The sequence below is a fragment of the Pseudoalteromonas fuliginea genome, assembly GCF_000690055.1.
GTDB classification, from domain to species: Bacteria; Pseudomonadota; Gammaproteobacteria; order Enterobacterales; family Alteromonadaceae; genus Pseudoalteromonas; species Pseudoalteromonas fuliginea.
Genome location: NZ_JJNZ01000008.1, coordinates 128375 through 144211 on the forward strand (window position 1 = coordinate 128375; position 15837 = coordinate 144211).

Sequence of the window (15837 nt, forward strand, 5' to 3'; positions counted from 1 at the left end):
AAAGACTGTATTTTCTTTATTAGCATTTTTACCCCTATTTTATTATGCATTCGTTTTTAGAGTATCGGTATCTAGTTAATTAACCCCAATTAAAGGTCACCCATGACGGCAAACATCATTGATGGTAAGGCAATCGCAAAACAAGTACGTAGCGCTGTAGCAGAACGCGTAAGTGAACGTGTAGCAAATGGTTTACGTGCACCAGGACTTGCAGTAGTACTTGTAGGACTTGATCCAGCAAGCCAAGTTTACGTTGGTTCAAAACGTAAAGCCTGTGAAGAAGTAGGTTTTATTTCTAAATCATTTGATTTACCTGCGGACACACAAGAGCAAACTCTTTTAGATTTAATTGACGAGCTAAATAATGATGCCGAAGTTGATGGAATTTTAGTGCAGTTACCACTGCCCAAAGGTCTTGATGCTGAAAAGATTTTAGAACGTATTACCCCACATAAAGATGTTGATGGATTTCATCCATATAACATTGGCCGATTAGCACAACGTATGCCTGCTCTTCGCCCATGTACGCCAAAAGGTATTATTACATTACTTGATTCTACGGGCGTACGTTATAAAGGTATGCATGCAGTTGTCGTTGGCGCATCAAATATTGTGGGTCGTCCAATGTCGTTAGAGCTTTTATTAGCCGGTTGTACAACCACAGTATGCCATAAGTTTACTCAAGACTTAGAAACGCATGTTCGCCGCGCTGACTTATTAGTTGTGGCTGTCGGTAAACCTGAATTTATACCTGGAGATTGGATAAAAGAAGGCGCTATAGTCATCGATGTAGGCATTAACCGTTTAGATACGGGTAAATTAGTCGGTGATGTTCAATACAGTGTGGCTGAACAAAAAGCGCATTTTATTACACCTGTACCAGGTGGCGTTGGCCCGATGACGGTCGCAAGCTTAATTGAAAACACACTTGAAGCGTGTGAGAAATATCACAGCTAAGCTGTTAAAAAATCAAAAAAGGGTTGCCATTTGGCAACCCTTTTTTAGTTGAACGTGAATTACTTTAAACGCTTACGCTTTACGCCACGTTGTTTTACCGGCTGAATCTTCAAGTATTACACCTAACGCATTAAGTGCATCACGAGCTTCATCAGCAGCAGCCCAATCTTTACTAGTACGCGCTTCATTACGTTTTACAATTAATGCTTCAATTGTCGCCACTTCGTCATCATCTTGCCCGCCTTGTAAAAAGGCTTCCGGTGCTTGTTGAGCAACACCCAAAACGTTACCAATACTGCGTAATATAAACGCAAGTTGCCCAGCTTGAACTACGTCACTTTCTTTTACGCGGTTTAACTCTTTAGCAAGTTCGAACAACACAGGTAGTGCTTCTGGTGTATTAAAGTCGTCATCCATCGCTTTTCTAAATTTAGCAACAAACTCATTGCCTTCTAAATCGCATTCTACTGGCTCAACATCACGAAGCGCTGTATAAATACGTTCAAGTGATGAACGCGCTTGGTCTAAATTTTCTTGCGAGTAATTTAATTGGCTACGGTAATGACCTGAAATTAAAAAGTAACGAACAGATTCAGCATCGTATGCTTTTAAAACTTCACGCACTGTAAAGAAATTATCTAACGACTTAGACATTTTTTCTTTATTTACTTGTACCATGCCAGTATGTATCCATGTATTTACATACTTGCCGTTGTTTGCACAGCACGACTGGGCAATTTCGTTTTCATGATGTGGAAACTGTAAATCAGACCCCCCACCGTGAATATCAAAATGCTCACCTAAATGCTTTGAGCTCATTGCCGAACATTCAATATGCCAACCAGGACGCCCTTCTCCCCACGGTGATGACCATGATGGTTCACCTGCTTTTGCTTTTTTCCATAACACAAAATCAAGTGGATCGTCTTTATCTTGCGCCACTTCAACGCGAGAACCTGATTGCAACATTGTTAAATTTTGCTGAGAAAGCGCGCCATATTGCTCAAACGTTGATACATCAAACAATACATCGCCATCAGTTGCGACATAGGCATGGCCTTTTTCAATCAAGCGCTTAACCATAACGATAATTTCATCCATATGGCTTGTAACTGTTGGTTCAATATCTGGGCGTAGCATATTTAGGCTATCAAAATCTTCATGCATCGCTTTAGTCATGCGAACAGTTAAGTCGTTTATTGACTCACCATTTTCGTTCGCACGTTTAATTATTTTATCGTCGATATCTGTAATGTTACGAACATATTTTAAATCGTAACCAATATGACGTAAGTAGCGCACAATAACGTCAAAACCAACAAAAGTACGCGCGTGTCCAATATGGCAGTAATCATAAATGGTGATACCACACACATACATGTCGATTTTTCCTTCGACCATCGGTTTAAATTGCTCTTTTTGTCGCGTGAGTGTGTTGTATATATTTACCATTTACTTTGAGTCCTTGACTATTTACTTGAACAGTTATGTTACCACTTGAAAAGCCCCTGCTCTAGCGCTTTATAACAAACCAAACATCTACTTTGTTAATCTTAGCCAACTACGATAAAATAGCGCCAATATTTAAACCGGATATAGGAAAACACATGGTTGTTCTACACACTAATTTTGGTGACATCACCATTAAAATGTTTGAGCAAGAAGCTCCAAACACAGTTAAAAACTTTTTAGAGTATGCAAATGCTGATTTTTTCAACGGCACTATCTTTCATCGCGTAATCGATGGTTTTATGGTTCAAGGCGGTGGTTTTGTTCCAGGTATGGAACAAAAAGAAGTAAACGACCCAATTCAGAATGAAGCTAATAACGGCCTGTCTAATAAAATAGGCACTTTAGCTATGGCACGTACACCTGATCCTCATTCAGCTACAGCACAGTTTTTCATTAACGTGAACAACAACGACTTTTTAAACCACAGCAGCGAAACATCGCAAGGTTGGGGTTATTGTGTTTTTGCTGAAGTTGTAGAGGGCATGGACGTAGTCAATAAGATTAAAGCAGTTGCAACAGGTAGTACTGGTTTTCACCAAGACGTACCTCTTGAAGATGTGATCATCGAAAGCGTTACTGTTAGCTAATAGTACGTTTACCCACGTAATGTGGAGTATCAGCGGGCATTTACGCAATGTGTATACGCCCGCTTTATTTATATCGAAAAGATTGTTCTATGACTCACCAAACTTACTTTATTGCAGATTTACATCTAAGCGAAAACCGCCCCGATATTAGCGCTGCATTTTTTGACTTTTTAAATACACATATACTAAATAAAGATGTAGATGCACTTTATATTTTAGGTGATTTTTTTGAAGTTTGGGTCGGGGATGACTACATTACTGCATTAAGTAGCGATGTAGCAAAGCACCTTAAAGCAGTCAGTGATAGTGGCACTCCGGTGTATTTCATTCATGGCAATCGTGACTTCATTATACGCAAGCAATATGCAGACATGGCCGGTATGACATTACTTGCTGAACAAACGGTCATTGATTTATATGGTACGCCAACAGTCATTTTACATGGCGACGAAATGTGTACTCAAGATACTGAGTATCAAAACTTTCGAAAAAAGAGCCGTGGTTGGTGGTGGCCAAAACTAATGCTTGCAATGCCGCTTTGGTATCGTAAAAAAATAGCGCGCAACGCTCGCGAAAAAAGTAAGTTAAGTCAAGCTGATAAACCTATCGAAATTTTAGACGTTGTCGACGACGCTGTACTTGCAACCTTTGCCAAACATAACGTTACTAATATGATTCATGGTCATACTCACCGCCCTAATGTTCATACATATAAAATTAATGAACAAACACTTACTCGCACAGTGCTAGGTGACTGGTATACCCAAGGTTCTTATTTAGTGGTCACCCCTAAATCACAAGAGTTAATCAACACGCCTTTCGCATAATTTCGAATTCTGACTACTCTTGTTCAGTAAAGTTTAATAAAAGTGAGGGGCTAAATGATAAAGCTGATAATTTTCATCCTAGTGACTGTTATTCCAACAAAGGCATTATGCGAGCAAACATGGCAAATTGTTACTGAGAACTTTCCCCCGTACTTTAGTAATGACTTACCTAAAAACGGCTGGCTCTATGAGATAACCCGCGCGGCCCTTATAACACAAGGTATTAATAGTGAAATAGAATTTACCACATGGGATCGCGCTTTAAAATTATTAGAAAAAAAGAGAAAAACAGCTATTTTAGGCGCTTTTTATTCTGCAAAGCGGAATGAGGTTTTTTATTATTCTCGTCCACTTGCACGTGCCCACACTGGAATTTTTAAACGAAAAGAAAGTACAATTAATTTTGATGGCACCACTCAATCATTAGTACCTTATAGTATTGGTAAAGAAGATAGCGCTTTTATAAGCCAAGAATTCACTAGAAACACCGAATTGGCAATCACGTCCACTAAAAGCCTCCCTACTAGCTTATACTTACTGCAACAAGGGCGTATTGATCTGGTCGCAGGCACTAAAGAGGTTGGCAAGTATTGGCTTGAGTATAGTACAGAAGTTAATTTAGATAAGAATAAAATTGAGTACTTGTTACCCGATCTTGCTACTCACAAGTTATATTTAGTTGTTTCTCAATCAAACTATAGAGCTAAAGAATATTTACAAAAGTTTAATAGGGGGATTGATGCAATAGTAGAAAACGAAAGTATTGCTGATATTATGAAAAAACATAATTTCAGCAATGAAAAAATTACTGAATACATTAATTTTTTAAAAGAAAATTAACTAGTTTGACACTGTAGGTACGCCACTATGAAACTTAAAGTCAGTGTCAGTTGTAGAAATTAGTTCTTTTTCTTTTTCACCAAAAAAGTTCACGCGTTCGGTAATATCAAAATCAGCTATTTCTTGCGCTAAAGTTAAATAATCTTGGTAATGACGCGCTTCTGAGCGTAATAACGAAATATAAAAATCACCTAAACATTTATCAACATGTGGCGCAAGCTTTGCAAAACGCTCACATGAACGCGCCTCAATATAAGCGCCTACTATTAGCTTATCGACTAATGCATCAGGCTCGAATGTTTTAACATGACGAAGCATACCTTTTGCATAACGACACGGTGTAATGCTTTGATACTCTACACCGTACTCGTCCATAATTTCGAGCACTTGATAAAAGTGATGCAGCTCTTCTTTTATTAATAAAACCATTTTATCTATTAGGCCTTGCCCGTATTGTGAGCTAGATTTAGGTATTATTGATTTAGTGAGTTTATTTTTAGCCGCCAGATCGCGCCAGTTACCTTCACGCTTATAAATAAGTGCTTCAAATGGCTTTAGCCATTCAAGTAAGGCATCACTTCCCTCTTTATCAACAGCATATTTACGTATTAAAAACATCGCACTTTGAGCCGCTTTTAATTCACAAATTAAGTGATCTATTAAAATGACTGATAGGTTTTCTTTTTTAATTGCTTGCTCCACCCATTGCTCTGGGGTGGTACACAATAAAAAGTTATTAATCGGCTCTAAAAGTTGGCTGTGTGGCACGTTGACTGCTCATTACTAAATAAATTTGATAGACCATTATTTTAACACGAAATTTTGCTTGGGATAAATCAAAGCCCTAACTTGCGTAAAAGTGTTAATAGCGAGTTAACTTGACTTTGCAAAATAAGTGAACCATAACTGTACATAGACTGTATAAAAATAAACCAACCAAAACAATAATACGTTCCTTTATGGAGTAAATACTATGATACTAAACCATCTTTGGGGAATCTATGCTCATCCCCTAGAAGAGTGGCAAACAATCGATAACCGCCACGAAAGTTTAACCTACAGCTTGTCACATATTTTATTAATTGCTCTGTTCCCCTCAATAATGGGCTACTACTCGTCTGTTTATTTAGGATGGAGTATAGGCGCAGGTGATGCGGTATTTTTAACACACGATAGTGCACTGCTAATTGCAGGCGCGATGTATTTTGCTTTAATAGCGGGCGTATTCGCATTGGCGTATTTAGCCCATTGGATGGCGGTTACATTTGGCTCTAAGCCTACATTTACACAAACACTTGAACTTGCAGCATACACTGCAACTCCAGTGTTTATGTCGGCACTCGCCGCTTTTTGGCCTGTACTTTGGTTTGTAGTGTGTGTTGGAATTATTGCACTGGCTTACTCGGTTTATTTACTCTACACCGGCGTACCAATACTTATGCATATCCCAGAAGAGCGTGGCTTTATTTACGCCAGCTCGGTAGTAACGTGTGGATTAATATTACTGGTTATTATTTTAGCTGTAACAGCTATGCTTTGGACAAATGGGATTGTTAGTCCAATGTTTACTTAATAAAGTTTACCTAATAGAGAGTCGTGTTTGATAGAAATGTTCCCTTTCTTTCCTTCGCAAAAAAGGAGCTAATTAGCTCCTTTTTTTATGTGTAACGACTTTTTATTAACTAACTGTTAATCAGCTTCGTTTTCGTCTTGGTTGTGTATCTCTAAACCTGAAGACATTGCACTTTCGCGGGTGCTTTTTGCAGAATCGTTACGTAGCTTATCAATACGATTTAAATAGTTTTGATCAATATCGCCTGTAATATATTGGCCATCAAATACTGACGTTTCAAACTTAGTAATTTCAGGGTTTTCTTGGCTAACCGCAGCAATTAAATCTTTTAGCGATTGAAAGATTAAACCGTCAGAACCAATACTTGCATTAATATCTTCTACTTCACGTCCGTGAGCAATAAGCTCAGCTGCTGAAGGCATATCAATACCGTACACATTAGGGAAGCGTATTTCAGGCGCTGCTGATGCAAAGTAAACGTTTTTAGCGCCAGACTCTCGGGCCATTTCAACAATTTGTGCTGATGTTGTACCACGCACAATTGAGTCATCAACCAATAATACGTTTTTACCTTTAAACTCACGATCAATTGCATTTAGCTTTTGACGTACTGACTTTTTACGCATCTCTTGACCAGGCATGATAAACGTACGACCAATATAACGGTTTTTAACAAAGCCTTGGCGGTATGGTAAATCAAGCACACGTGCGATTTCCAGTGCTACATCACATGACGTTTCTGGGATTGGGATAACGACATCAATATCTTTGTCAGCCCATTCACGTGCAATTTTTTCGCCTAGTTTAGTCCCCATGTTTACGCGTGTTGCATACACAGACATACGGTCTATTGTTGAATCAGGACGTGCAAAATAAACGAATTCAAAAATACATGGCGAGTAAGATGCCTTATCAGCACAACTAAGCGAATGAAATTCACCTTCTTCTGTAACATATATAGCTTCGCCAGGCGCAACATCACGAATAAACTCAAAGCCATCAGGCTTTAACGCAACGCTCTCTGAGGCAAACATGTATTCCGTACCCTTTTCGGTTTCACGTTTACCAAATACAAGTGGGCGAATACCATTGGGGTCGCGAAAAGCAACAATACCGTGACCGATGATCATAGCAATTGTTGCATAACCACCGCTTACTTTATTATTTACTTCGGTTACCGCAGTAAAAATATCTTCAGGGTCTAAATGCAACTTATCAGATTTGCTTAATTCATGTGCCATAACATTAAGTAAAATTTCAGAGTCTGATGTTGTATTAACATGACGACGTGCTTCTGAGAATAACTGCTCTTTTAAAATTTCTGCATTAGTAAGGTTACCATTATGGGCAAGCGCTATACCAAACGGTGAGTTAACATAAAAAGGCTGTGCTTCAGATGAACTTGAAGATCCTGCGGTAGGATAACGCACATGACCAAGACCAATTGTACCTTGTAGTCGTTTCATATGACGAGTGTGAAAGGCATCTTTCACTAAGCCATTTGCTTTGCGTAAGCTAAACGTATTATTCTCAATGGTAATGATACCCGCGGCATCTTGACCACGGTGCTGCAAAACAGTTAAGCCATCATAAATCGCCTGGTTAACAGGAGATGTTCCGACTATTCCAACGATACCACACATGTAATTTATCCTCGCCGATTAACGGTTTACTGAATTTAAAAAGCTCGAGTTGTTTTCTAGGTACGAAAAGAACCATTCAACAACAAAGCCAAATTCTGGAATCAAAATAGAATTGCCCCACCAGTGCGTATTGGGTGCACCAGTAAAAGCATCAAGAAAGAAGAGTAACGCGCTCACGACCAACACGCCTCGTAGAGCACCAAACACTATGCCAAAAACACGGTCGGTACCCGATAAACCAGTACGATGTACAAGCTCACCTAAAATATAGTTTAGTAAACCGCCTAACAGTAGCGTCGCAAAGAATAATATGGCTATGGCCGCAGCATTTCTTAAAAGGGGTTCAGAAATGGTTGTTAGGAAGGAAGCTAAATATTGGTAAAACAAGCTAGAGATGATAAAGGCGCCAGCCCATACCGCTAATGACATTGCTTCTTTTACAAAGCCGCGTATTAAACCGATGATGGTAGACAGTGCAATGATGCCAATAATGGCGTAATCAACCCAGATCATAAGAACCAATTAGTCGCTAATTTGGGGCGCATTCTATACCCAAACATCGTTAGTATGCAAGTTTAAACGGGAGAATACTGGGTTGTAGTCAATACAAAAAATTAACATTTTAGAATGGGTATTGCGGGCGAGTGATAATCATAAAAACAAATATTAATAAATAAAAAAGGCTTGTTATACAAGCCTTTTTTATAATTATTTTGTTACTTCGTATTGCGTAACTTTACCATTTAATTTAGTAAGCTTTTTAAGCTGGGGGAGCTGCTTTTGTAATTCACTTTTATCAAGTGAAGGGCCAACAAATACTTTGGTTAATGTCCCATTTGGGGTTTTAATCGGTTTAGTAAACGTTTTAAACCCTTCAACCTTTAGTTTAGCTTGTAATGCTTTTACGTTTGCAACATGTGAAAAACTACCTAATTGAATAACATAAGCCATACTCGTTAGGTTTTCATCACTTTTACGCGGTGCGATCGGTTTTGGTTTAGCTTGAACAGGAGTCGTTGGTTTTGCTTTAGGCTCTATGCTTGCTTCAACGACTTTATCCTCTACAGCATAATCACTTTCCACTATTGCATTTTGCTGCTCAAAAGCCTCATCATCAGCTTGAATATCTTCGATTTCATCTTGCTTTAGTGGCTCTGCGTTAGCAACATTTTCATCAATTGACTCTTGAAGATCGATTGTTTTGAACTCAGGGCGATCAGGAATCGCTTTAAAGCCTTCTTTATAATGCACTTTTTCGCCATCGAGTATATTAGGGATAAACACAATTGCTGCGATCACCACTATACTTGTTCCGACTAAGCGATTAATAAAACTTGAGTTCACCGACATCCTCTCTATTTTTTAAAGTAATTAATAGCGCCGGCCACAGTAAAAAAAGAACCAAATACAATCAACATAGTCTCACGTTGTTGTTTTGGTAAAATTACACTTAGTGCCTGTGCCACACTATCATAGCTATTGATAGTATTATGATGAGACAATTCCTGCAGTGCATTTTGTAAATTACTTGCAGTGTCGCCTCGCGGGCTACTTAAGCTCGCTAACGACCACTCATCGACCAGGTTGCTTACTTCTTTAAGTACACCGACTTTGTCTTTATCAGCAAGCATAGCGACTAATGCATGAATTTTAAAGCCTTTATCTTTATAGCTTGATAACTTATTGGCTAAATAACGCGCCGACTCAGGGTTATGTGCCACATCTGTAAAGACTAAAGGCTCAGTACTTAACTGCTGAAACCGCCCTTCTACAACTAAATTAGCTAGGCAATCTCTTATTATCTGCACACTAGGTAATAAGTTTAAAACACTTAGCGCAGTTAGCGCAGTGGCTGCATTTTGACACGGTATTGCTGGCTTATCTATTTCAAGATTATGCTGTTTATATTGCCAATTAAAGCTCTCAGCATTTTCTTTGAAAATAAAGTCACTGCCCGACAACGTCATATTGGCATTAATTTCCTTGCCATAATCAGTCATTGTATGAGGAATATTTAAATCCCCGATAATAGCGGGCGTGTTTTCACGAAAAATACCGGCTTTATCATAAGCCACTAACTCACGGGTATCACCTAAATACTCTTTATGGTCTAAGTCTATAGTGGTAATCACACTTGCATACGGCGTTACTATATTTGTAGCGTCAAAGCGCCCACCTAAACCAACCTCAAGTAATACATAATCGACGTTACAGCGTTTAAAAATTGCCAATGCCCCCAAAGTACCATATTCAAAATAAGTCAGAGGAGTGTCTTTACGGCCTTGCTCAAGCTGGTGAAAAGCATCTATATGAAATTGGTCTGCCAATTCTTCCCCATTAACTCGTACACGCTCGTTATAACGAATTAAATGTGGAGATGCGTAAGTACCCACGCTAAAACCTTGCGCTAGTAATAGCAACTCTAAGCAACGTGCAGTGGTGCCCTTACCGTTTGTACCGGCAATAAGAATAATTTTACTTGGAGTGTTTAAAAGGCCAATATTGTTGGCAACATTAGCAACTCGTTCTAAGCCCATTGCAATGTTAGCAGGGTGAACACTTTCTAAATAAAAAAGCCAATCATCAAGGCTTGATGATTGGCTAGGAATTGTTTTTGTCATAGCGTGTAATCAGTAAAGCTGAAATTTACGCTACTCTATGCTCTTGTTCCGTAGAAGGCAAGTTCATAAATTTAGCTAAAATGCGTGCAAGGGTATCGCGCATTTCACGGCGGTCAATAATCATGTCAATTGCACCGTGTTCAAGCAAAAATTCACTACGCTGAAAACCTTCAGGTAATGTTTCGCGAACAGTTTGCTCAATAACACGAGGACCTGCAAAACCAATTAACGCTTTAGGTTCTGCAACGTTAATATCGCCCAGCATAGCAAGTGATGCAGATACACCACCCATTGTTGGGTCAGTCATTACTGAAATAAACGGAAGGCCTTTTTCAGTCATTTTTGCAAGCGCAGCACTTGTTTTAGCCATTTGCATAAGCGACATAAGCGCTTCTTGCATACGTGCTCCGCCTGATGCAGAAAAACAGATAAGCGGCATATTGTGCTCTAAACATTGATCAACTGCATCAACAAAACGAGCACCAACAACCGAAGCCATTGAACCACCCATAAATGAGAACTCAAATGCTACCGCTGCCACTGGAATACCTTTTAATCGGCCTTTCATCGCCACAAGTGCATCTTTTTCACCACTTGCTTTTTGGGCTGCACTGATACGGTCAGAGTACTTTTTAGAATCTTTAAACTTAAGAATATCTTTAGGCTCATGTTGTGTACCAAGCTCTTGACGATCACCTTCATCTAAAAAGTGCTCTAGGCGCTTACGGCCACTAACACGCATGTGGTGGTCACACTTAGGACATACGTTTAATGACTTTTCTAATTCAGCTTTATATAAAATTGAATCACACGATGTACACTTAGCCCAAACACCTTCTGGGATTTCTTTACGACCTGATGATTTTGTCGTTTTAGGTAAGATTTTTTCTAGCCAACTCATTTGCAACTCTCTTAATACTGTTCTGTGTCGCGAGCCTGCTAATAGCAATTAGCAGACAAATTTTTTCAATTAAAACATGAATTACACTAACGCGGTATAAAAAACTGGTCTTAGTAGTTAAAAGTGCTCATAAAAAGCACTTATACTAACCTTAATTAAACATCTATATCCGGCAAAAATAAAGGGCCTAAAGGTGTTTGAGGAATATCAAATTGCTCAGGGTAGTCAACATCCACTAAATACAAACCAGCAGCCTTAGCGGTAGCACTGGCCTTTGCGCGTTCTTTACAATCAAGTAGCTCTTTTATCCATATAGGTTGGTGTTTATGTAAACCAACATCCATTAAACTGCCTGTGATATTACGCACCATGTGATGTAAAAACGCATTCGCTTTAATATCAATAATAACGTAAGTACCTTGGCGACGTACCGATAAATGATGAATTGTTCTTGTCGGTGTATTCGCTTGACAATGAATGGCCCTAAAAGAAGTAAAGTCATGTTTGCCAATTAAATACTGACACGCTTCCTGCATTTTGGTTTCATCTAGTTGATGATGGAAATGCGTAACGCCTTCATTTAGTACAGCTCCTCGCAAAGGCGAGTTATAAATAATATAACGATAACGACGTGCTGTAGCACTAAAACGAGCGTGAAAATCATCTGCAACGGGTTGAGCAAAACGAATAGCAATATCTTTAGGCATTAAAGTATTCATACCTAGTGTAAATGCAACCATATCGCGATCGGCCTCAGTGTCAAAGTGTATTACTTGGCCTGTACCGTGTACACCCGCATCTGTACGACCTGCACATATAACTTCAACTGGATGATTACAAATGCGCGACAGCGCCTTTTCTACTTCTTGCTGTACGCTATTTACATGAGATTGACGTTGCCAACCACTATAACGTGCGCCGTTGTATTCAACTCCAAGTGCTACTCGCATAATTACTGCTTTACCTACTGTGCTAATGAACGAGGCATTTTATGCTATCTAACGATGCAATAAAAGGAGACCTGTCGTAATCAAACCAATACACATAAAAAAACCCGTATTTAGCTAAGCCAGATACGGGTTCTTATAAACATTTTAATTATTTTAGTTTAGCTTTTAAACTAAGCGCCTCTTCTTGAACTTCTTCAGGACCTTTGTTAATAACATCCTCAATGACTTTAAGCGCAGAATCAAAATCATCAATTTCAATATAAGCACGCGCTAAATCTAATTTAGCTGAGTAGCCACCACTTTCAGCATCAACATCCGTCGGGTTATCACCGGCAAGTAACGCGTCAAATTCACTCAAGCCAACATCCATATTAACGTCGTTGTAAGGTTCGTGTTCAATTTCTGCGTCGTCACTTTCTTCTAATAATGAATCAATATCTACAAATTCATCATTATCAAGTAGCTCAACATTGTTACTTTGGACAAGCGGTTCTTCAACAACTAACGCCTCATCAACTCCTAAGTCTTCTTTTAGCAAACTGTCAAAATCAACGTCAAACTCACTACTATCTTCAACACTTAATTCTTCTGGTTCAGCTAATTCGTTAAGTAATGAATCAAAATCAGTTTCCGTTAGCTCAGCCATAAACTCATCATCAAGCTCATCATCTGATGCTATATCACTGCTATTAAATAACTCAGTTCGGGTTATTTCAGCTTCACGATCGGCATTCGTTTGCTCACCAGCGAGCTCATTAGAAAGCGCTTCATCTGGGTTTTCCGAAATCATAGTTTCAGAGCCTGCGGTGCTTTCTAATTCAGCATCAAGTTCCGTAAAATCATTATCAAGTAACAGCTCGTTGTCAAAATCATCATCCAAGTTATTTAAATCGTTTCCAGCTGAGAGCGCATTCATTAAGTCTTGTTCGGTTTGACTCGGTAATGAATGTGTTGGTTCGTCATCTAAATTTACCGATAATTCATCGTTATCCTCTACATTAAGAGCTTCATCTATTTCAGCGTTTGAATTATTTTGTGGCTCAGCATCAATTGCTAAATCTGTATCAAACTGTGCAGAATCATTATCGAGTAATAATTCGTCGTCCGGCTCTGTAGGTTGAGTTTCTTCAAGCTCAGGAGTTTCAGGTTCGTTAACCGAAATATCAGCATCTGAATTTACCGATAACTCATCGTTACCCTCTACATTAAGAGCTTCATCTATTTCAGCGTTTGAATTATTTTGTGGCTCAGCATCAATTGCTAAATCTGTATCAAGCTGAGCAGAATCATTATCGAGTAATAATTCGTCGTCCGGCTCTGTAGGTTGAGTTTCTTCAAGCTCGGGAGTTTCAGATTCATTAACCGTAATAGCATCATCTAAGTTTATCGGTAATTCATCGCTATCTTCTACATTAAGAGTTTCATCTATTTCAGCGCTTGAATTATTTTGTGGCTCAGCATCAATTGCTAAATCTGTATCAAGCTGAGCAGAATCATTATCGAGTAATAATTCGTCGTCAGGCTCTAAAGGTTGAGTTTCTTCAAGCTCGGGAGTTTCAGATTCATTAACCGTAATAGCATCATCTAAATTTATCGGTAATTCATCGCTATCTGTATCAAGCTCAGTAAAATCATTATCAAGTAACAATTCGTCGTCAGGCTCTAAAGGTTGAGTTTTTTCAAGCTCTGGAATTTCAGATTCATTAACCGTAATATCATCATCTAAGCTTATCGGTAATTCATCGTTATCGAATTCGTTAAGATTTTCATCTATTTGACTGTTTTGTAGTTCAGCATCAATTGCTAGATCTTTATCAAGTTCAGTAAAGTCATTATCGAGTAACAGCTCATCGTCTAAATCATCCTCGAGGCTATCTAAATCGCTTCCTTGCGCAAGTGCACTCGCTAAATCTTGTTCAGTTTGACTTGCTATAACTTGTTTAGTCTCAGATTTTAAATCAATATCTTGTGTAGACTCAACATCTTGTTCATCAGTAGCACCTGAGTAAGGTTCGTCTATATCTAATTCAGTATATTCGTCTGAATTTTCATCACTCACTACCATATTGGTATCTGAATGTTCAGGTAATCGATTTGTGCTTGCATCATCTGCTAATGGATCATCACCTAAATCAATTTCAACTTCTTCAATATCATTATCTAAATCTTCTAAAGACCACTCTGGCGTTTCAATATAATCATCTTCTACTTGCTGTAACTCATTTAAGAGTTCATCAACACTTTTTAGTTCGTCATCATTGTATTCTTCTAGTGCATCTTCTGGATCAAGTAAGGTCTCTGAAGTATCTGAAAAATCATCTAGGTCTGCCGCAAGTTCAGGCTCTTCTGCAAGTTCAGGCTCATCTTCAAGTTCAGGTTCTTCTAAAAGCGCAGGCTCTTCTTCAAGTTCAGGCTCTTCTAAAAGCGCTGGCTCTTCTAAAAGCGCTGGCTCTTCTTCAAGTTCAGGCTCTTCTTCAAGTTCAGGCTCTTCTTCAAGTTCAGGCTCTTCTGCAAGTTCAGGCTCTTGTTCAAGTTCAGGTTCTTCTACAAGTTCAGGTTCTTCTACAAGTTCAGGCTCTTCTACAAGTTCAGGTTCTTCTAAAAGCGCCGGCTCTTCTTCAAGTTCAGGTTCTTCTAAAAGCGCCGGCTCTTCTTCAAGTTCAGGTTCTTCTACAAGTTCAGGCTCTCCTGCAAGTTCAGGCTCTTCTACAAGTTCAGGCTCTTCTGCAAGCTCAGGCTCTTCTTCAAGTTCAGGCTCTTGTTCAAGTTCAGGCTCTTGTTCAAGTTCAGGCTCTTCTGCAAGTTCAGGCTCTTCTTCAAGTTCAGGCTCTTCTTTAAGTTCAGGCTCTTGTTCAAGTTCAGGCTCTTCTGCAAGCTCAGGCTCTTCTTCAAGTTCAGGCTCTTCTACAAGTTCAGGCTCTTCAATTAATGTAGATGCTAGAGACTCTACATCAGCAACATTTAATTCTTCCTGCGCTTCGGCTAAATCATCGGCAGAATCGGCTAATGCCACATTAATATCAGAGTCACGCTTTTCAGTCTCAGCTTCTTCATCTGCGGATTCATCTGCGGATTCATCAATTAAACTATCAATACCATCTAAATCAAAATCATCTTTTTCTTCGACTAACGCATCAGCTGCACTGTCATCCCCAGCGTCATCAATTAAACTATCAATATCATCTAAATCAAAATCATCATTTTCTTCGACTAACGCATCAGCAGCACTGTCATCCGCAGCGTCATCAATTAAACTATCAATATCGTCTAAATCAAAATCATCTTTTTCTTCGACTAACGCATCAGCAGCACTTTCATCCGCAGCGTCATCAATTAAACTATCAATATCGTCTAAATCGAAGTCGTCACTTTCTTCGATTAAGGCTTCATCAACGCTATCGTCTGTAGCCTGGTCAATTAAGCTAT

Annotated in this window: 14 protein-coding genes; 5 read left to right on the top strand and 9 right to left on the bottom strand. The window is 39.0% G+C overall.

Features of this window, described 5'->3' with window-relative positions:
- Positions 1-102 precede the first annotated feature (102 nt).
- The gene (gene folD, locus DC53_RS17280; protein ID WP_002958348.1) at positions 103-957 is read left to right on the top strand and encodes a bifunctional methylenetetrahydrofolate dehydrogenase/methenyltetrahydrofolate cyclohydrolase FolD; all 855 of its coding nucleotides are present in this window, start codon (positions 103-105) and stop codon (positions 955-957) included.
- 72 nt (positions 958-1029) lie between these two features.
- Here the strand turns inward: folD and cysS are convergent, their stop codons facing one another.
- Positions 1030-2409, bottom strand: a complete 1380-nt coding sequence (gene cysS, locus DC53_RS17275) for a cysteine--tRNA ligase (RefSeq protein ID WP_033028565.1) — start codon at positions 2407-2409, stop codon at positions 1030-1032.
- Between the two features lie 155 nt (positions 2410-2564).
- On the opposite strand from cysS, the gene DC53_RS17270 reads away from it, so the two are divergent.
- The 3 genes from DC53_RS17270 (at position 2565) to DC53_RS17260 (ending at position 4723) form a co-directional block, all read left to right on the top strand.
- Positions 2565-3056, top strand: a complete 492-nt coding sequence (locus DC53_RS17270) for a peptidylprolyl isomerase (protein ID WP_007376847.1) — start codon at positions 2565-2567, stop codon at positions 3054-3056.
- An 89-nt stretch (positions 3057-3145) separates the two neighbouring features.
- Complete coding sequence (locus DC53_RS17265) at positions 3146-3883, top strand: UDP-2,3-diacylglucosamine diphosphatase (RefSeq protein WP_033028566.1); 738 nt, start codon at positions 3146-3148, stop codon at positions 3881-3883.
- Positions 3884-3937: 54 nt separating this feature from the next.
- Entirely contained in the window at positions 3938-4723 is a 786-nt protein-coding gene (locus DC53_RS17260) for a substrate-binding periplasmic protein (RefSeq protein WP_033028567.1), read from the top strand.
- On the opposite strand, the gene miaE is transcribed toward DC53_RS17260, so the two are convergent.
- Positions 4724-5491, bottom strand: coding sequence for a tRNA isopentenyl-2-thiomethyl-A-37 hydroxylase MiaE (miaE, locus tag DC53_RS17255; protein WP_033028568.1), 768 nt, complete (start codon positions 5489-5491; stop codon positions 4724-4726).
- A 205-nt stretch (positions 5492-5696) separates the two neighbouring features.
- On the opposite strand from miaE, the gene DC53_RS17250 reads away from it, so the two are divergent.
- Positions 5697-6296 (top strand): Yip1 family protein, encoded by a 600-nt coding sequence (locus DC53_RS17250; RefSeq protein WP_007376851.1) that lies wholly within the window; start codon positions 5697-5699, stop codon positions 6294-6296.
- Positions 6297-6412: 116 nt separating this feature from the next.
- Here DC53_RS17250 and purF read toward each other — a convergent pair whose 3' ends face one another.
- The 7 genes from purF to DC53_RS22940 form a co-directional block, all read right to left on the bottom strand.
- A complete protein-coding gene (gene purF, locus DC53_RS17245) occupies positions 6413-7939 on the bottom strand; it encodes an amidophosphoribosyltransferase (protein WP_033028569.1) in 1527 nt (508 codons plus the stop codon).
- Between the two features lie 18 nt (positions 7940-7957).
- Positions 7958-8452 carry a CvpA family protein gene (locus tag DC53_RS17240; RefSeq protein WP_007376853.1) on the bottom strand — a complete coding sequence of 165 codons (495 nt, stop codon included), beginning with the start codon at positions 8450-8452 and terminating at the stop codon, positions 7958-7960.
- A 195-nt stretch (positions 8453-8647) separates the two neighbouring features.
- Entirely contained in the window at positions 8648-9283 is a 636-nt protein-coding gene (locus DC53_RS17235; protein WP_007376854.1) for an SPOR domain-containing protein, read from the bottom strand.
- A gap of 11 nt (positions 9284-9294) precedes the next feature.
- Positions 9295-10560: a bifunctional tetrahydrofolate synthase/dihydrofolate synthase gene (gene folC / locus DC53_RS17230; protein WP_033028570.1), complete on the bottom strand. Its 1266-nt coding sequence runs from the start codon at positions 10558-10560 to the stop codon at positions 9295-9297.
- Between the two features lie 25 nt (positions 10561-10585).
- Positions 10586-11461, bottom strand: coding sequence for an acetyl-CoA carboxylase, carboxyltransferase subunit beta (gene accD / locus DC53_RS17225; RefSeq protein ID WP_007376856.1), 876 nt, complete (start codon positions 11459-11461; stop codon positions 10586-10588).
- A 155-nt stretch (positions 11462-11616) separates the two neighbouring features.
- A complete protein-coding gene (gene truA, locus DC53_RS17220) occupies positions 11617-12411 on the bottom strand; it encodes a tRNA pseudouridine(38-40) synthase TruA (RefSeq protein WP_007376857.1) in 795 nt (264 codons plus the stop codon).
- Positions 12412-12559: 148 nt separating this feature from the next.
- Positions 12560-14476, bottom strand: coding sequence for a FimV/HubP family polar landmark protein (locus DC53_RS22940; protein ID WP_084712724.1), 1917 nt, complete (start codon positions 14474-14476; stop codon positions 12560-12562).
- Positions 14477-15837: the final 1361 nt, after the last annotated feature.

Bases quoted from the DNA above. Each gene is read 5' to 3' on its own strand.
- folD (WP_002958348.1), top strand. From the start codon at position 103: ATGACGGCAAACATCATTGATGGTAAGGCAATCGCAAAACAAGTACGT.
- cysS (WP_033028565.1), bottom strand. From the start codon at position 2,409: ATGGTAAATATATACAACACACTCACGCGACAAAAAGAGCAATTTAAA.
- DC53_RS17270 (WP_007376847.1), top strand. From the start codon at position 2,565: ATGGTTGTTCTACACACTAATTTTGGTGACATCACCATTAAAATGTTT.
- DC53_RS17265 (WP_033028566.1), top strand. From the start codon at position 3,146: ATGACTCACCAAACTTACTTTATTGCAGATTTACATCTAAGCGAAAAC.
- DC53_RS17260 (WP_033028567.1), top strand. From the start codon at position 3,938: ATGATAAAGCTGATAATTTTCATCCTAGTGACTGTTATTCCAACAAAG.
- DC53_RS17250 (WP_007376851.1), top strand. From the start codon at position 5,697: ATGATACTAAACCATCTTTGGGGAATCTATGCTCATCCCCTAGAAGAG.
- purF (WP_033028569.1), bottom strand. From the start codon at position 7,939: ATGTGTGGTATCGTTGGAATAGTCGGAACATCTCCTGTTAACCAGGCG.
- DC53_RS17240 (WP_007376853.1), bottom strand. From the start codon at position 8,452: ATGATCTGGGTTGATTACGCCATTATTGGCATCATTGCACTGTCTACC.
- folC (WP_033028570.1), bottom strand. From the start codon at position 10,560: ATGACAAAAACAATTCCTAGCCAATCATCAAGCCTTGATGATTGGCTT.
- accD (WP_007376856.1), bottom strand. From the start codon at position 11,461: ATGAGTTGGCTAGAAAAAATCTTACCTAAAACGACAAAATCATCAGGT.
- truA (WP_007376857.1), bottom strand. From the start codon at position 12,411: ATGCGAGTAGCACTTGGAGTTGAATACAACGGCGCACGTTATAGTGGT.
- DC53_RS22940 (WP_084712724.1), bottom strand. From the start codon at position 14,476: ATGGTAGTGAGTGATGAAAATTCAGACGAATATACTGAATTAGATATA.